Annotated in this window: 6 protein-coding genes; 3 read left to right on the forward strand and 3 right to left on the reverse strand. The window is 69.4% G+C overall.

The annotated features are described in order from the left end of the window. Nucleotides 1-288 precede the first annotated feature (288 nt). Genes ACFQ4O_RS13335 through ACFQ4O_RS13345 form a run of 3 tightly spaced genes read right to left on the reverse strand, consistent with a single transcriptional unit; the run spans nucleotide 289 to nucleotide 3472 of the window. Nucleotides 289-1407 (reverse strand): acetate/propionate family kinase, encoded by a 1119-nt coding sequence (locus ACFQ4O_RS13335; RefSeq protein WP_378776183.1) that lies wholly within the window; start codon nucleotides 1405-1407, stop codon nucleotides 289-291. Then, nucleotides 1404-2366 carry a bifunctional enoyl-CoA hydratase/phosphate acetyltransferase gene (locus ACFQ4O_RS13340; protein ID WP_378776184.1) on the reverse strand — a complete coding sequence of 321 codons (963 nt, stop codon included), beginning with the start codon at nucleotides 2364-2366 and terminating at the stop codon, nucleotides 1404-1406. The genes ACFQ4O_RS13335 and ACFQ4O_RS13340 overlap by 4 nt, the downstream gene beginning before the upstream one ends. Next, nucleotides 2363-3472: an alpha/beta fold hydrolase gene (locus ACFQ4O_RS13345; protein ID WP_378776185.1), complete on the reverse strand. Its 1110-nt coding sequence runs from the start codon at nucleotides 3470-3472 to the stop codon at nucleotides 2363-2365. The genes ACFQ4O_RS13340 and ACFQ4O_RS13345 overlap by 4 nt, the downstream gene beginning before the upstream one ends. Nucleotides 3473-3684: 212 nt before the next feature. On the opposite strand from ACFQ4O_RS13345, the gene ACFQ4O_RS13350 reads away from it, so the two are divergent. The 3 genes from ACFQ4O_RS13350 to ACFQ4O_RS13360 all read left to right on the forward strand — a co-directional run bounded on the left by ACFQ4O_RS13350 (nucleotide 3685) and on the right by ACFQ4O_RS13360 (nucleotide 6618). Next, nucleotides 3685-4608 (forward strand): LysR family transcriptional regulator, encoded by a 924-nt coding sequence (locus ACFQ4O_RS13350; RefSeq protein WP_378776186.1) that lies wholly within the window; start codon nucleotides 3685-3687, stop codon nucleotides 4606-4608. 252 nt (nucleotides 4609-4860) lie between these two features. Then, entirely contained in the window at nucleotides 4861-6066 is a 1206-nt protein-coding gene (locus tag ACFQ4O_RS13355; RefSeq protein ID WP_378776187.1) for an NAD-dependent formate dehydrogenase, read from the forward strand. A gap of 84 nt (nucleotides 6067-6150) precedes the next feature. Next, nucleotides 6151-6618: an HPP family protein gene (locus ACFQ4O_RS13360; protein ID WP_378776188.1), complete on the forward strand. Its 468-nt coding sequence runs from the start codon at nucleotides 6151-6153 to the stop codon at nucleotides 6616-6618. The last annotated feature ends 101 nt before the right edge of the window (nucleotides 6619-6719 follow it).

A 6719-nucleotide genomic window follows, 5' to 3' on the forward strand; every position in this document is an offset into this window, starting at 1 on the left:
ATCAATACATACGCACGACAATCACGCACAAAGCCCGCCACCAAGGCGGGCTTTGTGCGTTCAAAGGGCCGGAGAAGGCGAGGGAGCGCGGAGGCGACGCGTCACGCAACGCCCAACGCGCTCACACGCACTGGGCCGGTCGAGGGACGCGAGGGCCAGCCGCAGCGGGGACAAAAGGGCGAAGAAGGCAAAAAGCCAAAGCGCGCGGACACAACGTGCTCCAAACGCGTATAGGTTCGTGCGGCTTCGGTCTGCCCGATGCAATGTCGAAGGCGACAAAGTCGCCCCTCAGCGCCCCACCGCCCCCAAAAGCTCAGCCGCCTGAAGCGCCATCACGCGTTCCTCGTTCGCCGGAACGATCAGAACGTCGAACAAGCCCAGAAAGCCGAGACGCGACACGATCGATGAGCGCACAGACGCCGCGTGCTCGCCGATCCCGCCGGTGAACACCAGCCCGTCGATCCCGCCGACCGCCGCCGCCATCGCAGCGACGAACTGCGCGACCCGCGTCACGAAGAACTCAACTGCAAACTCCGCACGGGGATCCGCGCTGCCGAGCAGCGTCTCCATGTCGTTGCTCACGCCCGACAGGCCGAGCAGTCCGGAGCGTTCGTACAGCGCCGTCGACACCTCGCCGACGCTGAGGCCAAGACCCTCCAGCAGATACAGCACCGCGCCGGCGTCCAGCGCCCCGCAGCGCGTTCCCATGGGGAGGCCGTCCAGCGCCGTCATCCCCATGGTGGTGTCGACGCTCCGACCGCCGCGCATCGCGCACAGGCTCGCGCCGTTGCCGAGATGCGCCGCCACCACGCGGCCCGCGTGAAGGGCGGGATGCTCGGCGGCGAGCCGGCGCGCGACCCAGTCGTAGGACAGGCCGTGGAAGCCGTAGCGGCGCACGCCCTTCTCGCGCAGGTCCGCGGGCAGCGCGAAGTCGTGGAACACAGGATCGCGCCGGGCGTGAAACGCGGTGTCGAAACAGGCGATGCTTGTTACATCGCCCAGGAGACGCTGGGTCGCGGCGACGGCGGCGAGGTTGTGCGGCTGGTGCAGCGGCGCGAGCGGCGACAGCCGCTCCAGCGCGGCGAAAACTTCGGGCGTCACGATCACCGGATCGACGAAGGCGTCGCCGCCATGGACGATGCGATGCGCCACCGCCCGGATGCGCCACGCGTCGCCGTGCCGGCCGACGAACGCGAGCGCGGCGGCGAGCGCGGCCTGATGGTCGGCGCCGGCGGGGAGGGCGGCGCGCTCCTTCTCTCCGGCGGCCGTGCTGGCGTCCATCGTCGGGGCGGGCTCGCCCAGGCGCACGGCCTTGCCACGGGCCAGAACCTCGAGCCCGTCGATGGCGAACACCTGAAACTTCAGGCTCGACGAGCCGGAGTTCAGCACCAGCAGCGCGTCGGTCACTTCAGCTGTCCTGTCCGGCGCGCGTCCGCCAGCACCACCGCGAGCGCGCAGGAGAGCAGCCGGGCGCGCATGTTGTCGGCCCGGCTGGTCAGGATGATCGGCACGCGCGCGCCGAGCACGATGCCGGCGGAGTCGGCGCCGCCGAGGAACGAGAGCTGCTTGGCGAGCATGTTGCCGGCCTCAAGGTCCGGAACCAGCAGGATGTCCGCCTGTCCCGCGACCGGCGAGACGATGCCCTTCTCGCGCGCGGCCGCGGGGCTGATGGCGTTGTCGAAAGCGAGCGGCCCGTCCACCAGCGCGCCGGTGATCTGGCCGCGCTCCGCCATCTTGGAGAGCGCGGCCGCGTCGAGTGTCGCCGGCATCTTGGGGTTCACGGTCTCGACGGCGGCCAGCGCCGCGACCTTGGGCGTCTCGTCCGCGCCGCCGATGGCGACGCGCCAGAGGTTGGCGGCGTTCTGGACGATGTCGGCCTTGGTGGCGAGATCGGGCGCGATGTTGATGGCGGCGTCGGTGATGATGAACGGCTTCGGATAGCTGCCGATGTGCATCACGAAGGCGTGGGAGATGCGGCGCTCGGTCCTGAGCCCGGATTGCGGGCGCACGACCGCGCTTAGCAGCTCGTCGGTGTGGAGCGCGCCCTTCATCAGCGCGTCGAGCCGCCCGGTCGCGGCGCCGACGGCGGCCTTGTCCGCCGCCTCGTGGCTGTGTTCGGCGTCGATCAGCTCCCAAGGGGCGACGTCGACGCCGGCCTCCTCCGCCGCGGCGAGGATGCGGGCGCGGGGGCCGATCAGCACGGGCGCGATCAGCCCGTCGGCGGCGGCCTCCGCCACGGCTGTGATCACCGTCGCGGTCACGGGGTGGACGACGCCTGTGCGCACGGCCGGCAGGGCCGCGCAGCGGGCGAGGGCGGCGCGGAGATAGTCGTCCGACGCGTCCGTCGGGGTGGCGCGTTCGTTCATCCGTTCGCCCTTTCGATCCAGCGCGCGATGTCGGGCCAGGTTTCGGCCAGCGTCCGCCGGCCCATGAACAGGCCGATATGGCCGCCGGGCACGAGCCTTTCCGTGACGTCGTCTGGCGCGGTCCCCACGAGGCCGCGCGCGGCGAACACCTGTTCGGGGGTGGTGATGTCGTCGTTTTCGCCCGCGAGCAGATATACCGGGCATCGGATGCGGCCGAGATCGATGCGCCGCCCGAGGCCGACGAAGGCGCCTTTGGCGAGGAGGTTCTGCTTGAACAGCTGCTCGATCGCCTGAAGATAATAGGCGCCCGGCAGGTCGAGCGGGGTCTCGTACCAGGAGGCGAAGGTCTCCGTGCGGTCGAGATGGTTCCGGTCCGACATGTGCGTGTAGAGCGTCACGAACCTGTCCACATATTGCTCGGCCGGGTGCATGTTCTTCCAGCCCGTGAGCATGAAGCGGCCGGGCATCAGGCCGTCGCCCATCTCCACCATGGCGCGGTAGCTCTCCATGGGCAGGTCGTGCGCCAGCCGGCGGATCGGGCCGTCGCCGGCGTCCGTGTCGATCGGGGAGCCGGCCAGCACGAGCGATGTCACCTTGGCGGGAAAGCGCGCAGCCAGCATAGCGCTCAGCCAGCCGCCCTGACAGAGGCCGACGAGATGCACCGCGCCGCCGAGATCGTCGATCGCCACGTTCAGCTCGGCCAGATAGGTGTCGATGGAGAAGTTGCGCATCTCCGGCGTCGCCGGCTTCCAGTCGGTCACGAACGCCCGGCGCACGCCGTTGGCGAGCAGCGTCGCGACGAGGCTCTGGCCGACGTCATAATCGGCGATGGTGGCGCTGTGGCCGGCATAGGGCGCGTCGATCAGCACCGGAATCGTCCCGGCCTCGGGGTCGCCGAACGCGCGCAGGCGCATGGTGGGCAGGTCGAGCCGCACCGTGTTGGCGGTCGCCCAGCGCGGCGGGGGCGGGCAGGCGATCTTCGCCGCCTCCTCCAGAAAGTCCAGACCGGAGCCCGCCAGACGCAGCGCGGCCTCCACCGGCCAGAGCCAGGGCGGGCCCGGTTCGGCGACCGGGGCGGAGGGCGACGGCGTGAGGGCGTCTGTCATGACAAGCACGGCTCGAACGGGGATGCTCAAGGTGTTTGAGACCCCGGCTGCGACACGAGGATGACGGAGGCGCGTGGCGAAGACCATTGCGGGCTCGGAACGGCTCCAAGGCTTTGCCGAAGGCGTCAACGGCGAAGGGCGCGGCGGCTCTGGCGCTTCGGCCCCCGATCGTCGTATTTGAAGAATCATAACGACTGCGAGGAGCGCAGCCCATGCTCGTCCGGCATCTGTCCTATTTCGTCACGCTGGCGCGCGAGAAGCATTTCGCCCGCGCGGCGGAGGCGTGCCACGTCACCCAGCCGACGCTGTCGGCGGCGATCCGCAAGCTGGAGGAGGATCTGGACGCGCGGCTGGTGGTGCGCGGCCAGCGCTTCGAGGGCCTGACCGCCGAGGGCGAGAAGGTGCTGATCTGGGGCCGCCAGATCCTCACCGACTACAACAGCCTGAAGGACGATCTGGGCGGCGCGCGGGAAGGCCTGACCGGCGCGCTGACTTTGGGCGTCATCCCGGCCGCCATGCCGGCGGTGTCCTTCATCACCGCCCGTTTCGCGAAGGCCCATCCGGCCGCGACGGTGGAGGTGCGGTCGCTGACCTCGCGCGCGATTCAGGAGGGGCTGGACGCGCTCGAGCTCGACGGCGGCATGACCTATCTGGAAAACGAGCCGCTGCAGCGGGTGCGCCGGGCGCCGCTCTATCAGGAGCGCTACGTCTTCGTCGCCCATCGCGGGCACCGGCTGGCCTCCCGCCGCTCCATCACCTGGGCGGAGGCCGCGCGGGAGCCGCTCTGCCTGCTGAGCGAGGACATGCAGAACCGGCGCATCATCAACAATCTCGCGGCCTCGATCGGGGTCACGGTGCGCCCGGCGGTGACGTCGAACTCGTTCCTCGGCGTGTGCTCCCACCTGCGGCACGGCGGCTGGGCGGGGATCGTGCCGCACACCTTCTTCTGCGTGTTCCCGGCCGCGCCCGATCTGGTGGCGATCGATCTGGTGGAGCCGGCCCACAGCCAGGCCATCGGGCTGGTGCTGTCGGACCGGGAGCCGCGCTCGCCCATGGCGGCGGCGCTGCTGGCGAGCGCGCTCGACATCGATCTGGAGGCCGAACTCGCCGCGGCGATCGGCCGGGTCGCTGATTGACGACGCCTATCAGCGCTTCAAATGCTTTCATTAGACATCGATGGTTTCGAGGTCCAGCATCTCTTCATTCGACGCTGAAGACGGCGGAACAAGCCGCATAAGCGCGATAAAGAGGAAGCGCCTGCGACCGATCTTTCAGATTGGTTCTGTTATAAATCTATGACACGTCTTGAACGCGCCGCTTCCTGTGCGGCGCGACGTGAGGCGGCGCGCGCTCCTCTTCCCGGAAACGTGGAACGAGGAGACTGTGACATGGCCAAGGTCGTTTGTGTTCTTTACGATGATCCGGTCGACGGCATGCCGAAGACCTACGCCCGCGACGATCTGCCGAAGATCGAAAAATACGCCGACGGGCAGACGCTGCCGACGCCGAAGGGCATCGACTTCCAGCCGGGCGAGCTTCTGGGCTCGGTCTCGGGCGAGCTCGGCCTGCGCAAATATCTGGAGGCCAACGGCCACGAGCTGGTGGTGACCTCGTCCAAGGACGGCCCGGATTCCGAGCTGGAGAAGCACCTGCACGACGCCGAAGTGGTGATCTCCCAGCCGTTCTGGCCGGCCTATCTCACCGCCGAGCGCATCGCCAAGGCGCCCAAGCTGAAGCTGGCGCTCACCGCCGGCATCGGCTCCGACCATGTGGACCTGGACGCCGCGGTGAAGAACGACGTCACCGTCGCCGAGGTCACCTTCTGCAACTCGATCAGCGTCGCCGAGCATGTGGTGATGATGATCGTCAGCCAGGTGCGCAACTACCTGCCGTCCTACGAGTGGGTGAAGAAGGGCGGCTGGAACATCGCCGACTGCGTCTCCCGCTCCTACGACGTGGAAGGCATGCACATCGGCACCGTGGCCGCCGGCCGCATCGGCCTCGCCGTGCTGCGCCGCCTGAAGCCATGGGATGTGCATCTGCACTATTTCGATCGCCACCGCCTGCCGGAAGCGGTCGAGAAGGAGCTGAACCTGACCTGGCACGACACCGTCGAGGACATGGTCAAGGTCTGCGACGTGGTGACGATCAACTGCCCGCTGCACTCCGAGACGCTGAACCTGTTCGACGAGACGATGATCTCGAAGATGAAGCGCGGCGCGTACATCATCAACACCGCGCGCGGCAAGATCGTGGACCGGGACGCCATCGTGCGCGCCTGCGAAAGCGGCCAGCTGGCGGGCTACGCCGGCGACGTCTGGTTCCCGCAGCCGGCGCCGAACGACCATCCGTGGCGCAGCATGCCGCATCACGGCATGACGCCGCACATCTCCGGCACCTCGCTCTCGGCCCAGGCGCGCTACGCGGCGGGCACGCGCGAGATCCTCGAATGCCACTTCGAGGGTCGGCCGATCCGCGACGAGTATCTGATCGTGCAGGGCGGCAAGCTCGCCGGCGTCGGCGCGCGCTCCTACGCCTCGGGCGACTCGACCGGCGGCTCGGAAGAGGCCGCGAAGTACAAGAAGGCCGGCTGAGCCTCAGTCGCACCGTCCGGGGCCGGCGTTCGCCGCCGGCCCCGGACGTCGTCCCTTGCGTGACCGTCTCAGTCGGAGGGCGCCATGGCGTCCGTCAGGGCCGCGCGCGCCGCGGCCGTCGCCGGTCTCGGCGGCTTTCTCGTCATCTATGCGCTCGCCGAACTGTCGCAGCTGTCCGGGGCCATGCTGCTGATCGCGCCCTTCGGGGCGAGCTGCGTGCTGGTGTTCGGCGTGCCGGCGAGCCCGCTCGCCCAGCCGCGCAACGTGATCGGCGGCCATCTGATCTCGACCGCGGTCGGGCTCGTGGCGCTCGCGCTTCTCGGCGCGGGGCCGCTCGCCTTCGGCCTCGGCGTCGGGGCCGCCATCGCCCTGATGCTGGTCACCAAGACGACCCACCCGCCCGCGGGCGCCGATCCGATCGTGGTCATTCTCGCCGGCGCGTCCTGGCCGTTCCTGTTCTCGCCGGTGCTGGTCGGCGCCGTCGTCATCGTGCTCGCCGGCGCGCTCTACCACCGGACGCTGACCGGCGCCGCCTATCCGGTTCGGGCCTGAGGGCCGGGCCGGGGCGCGTCTCGCGCGAGGCCTGCAACGCCCTCTCCGTCATGCCCGCGCCTTCGCGCGGGTATCTTCCGTGTTTGCGGTCAAGCTTTTGG

Origin of the sequence: Methylopila musalis, from assembly GCF_042679725.1 — a bacterium.
Taxonomy (GTDB): Bacteria; Pseudomonadota; Alphaproteobacteria; order Rhizobiales; family Methylopilaceae; genus Methylopila; species Methylopila musalis.

What these genes read in the sequence shown, in the direction of transcription:
- ACFQ4O_RS13340 (WP_378776184.1), bottom strand. Translation starts at nt 2,366, where the DNA reads ATGAACGAACGCGCCACCCCGACGGACGCGTCGGACGACTATCTCCGC.
- ACFQ4O_RS13345 (WP_378776185.1), bottom strand. Translation starts at nt 3,472, where the DNA reads ATGACAGACGCCCTCACGCCGTCGCCCTCCGCCCCGGTCGCCGAACCG.
- ACFQ4O_RS13350 (WP_378776186.1), top strand. Translation starts at nt 3,685, where the DNA reads ATGCTCGTCCGGCATCTGTCCTATTTCGTCACGCTGGCGCGCGAGAAG.
- ACFQ4O_RS13355 (WP_378776187.1), top strand. Translation starts at nt 4,861, where the DNA reads ATGGCCAAGGTCGTTTGTGTTCTTTACGATGATCCGGTCGACGGCATG.
- ACFQ4O_RS13360 (WP_378776188.1), top strand. Translation starts at nt 6,151, where the DNA reads ATGGCGTCCGTCAGGGCCGCGCGCGCCGCGGCCGTCGCCGGTCTCGGC.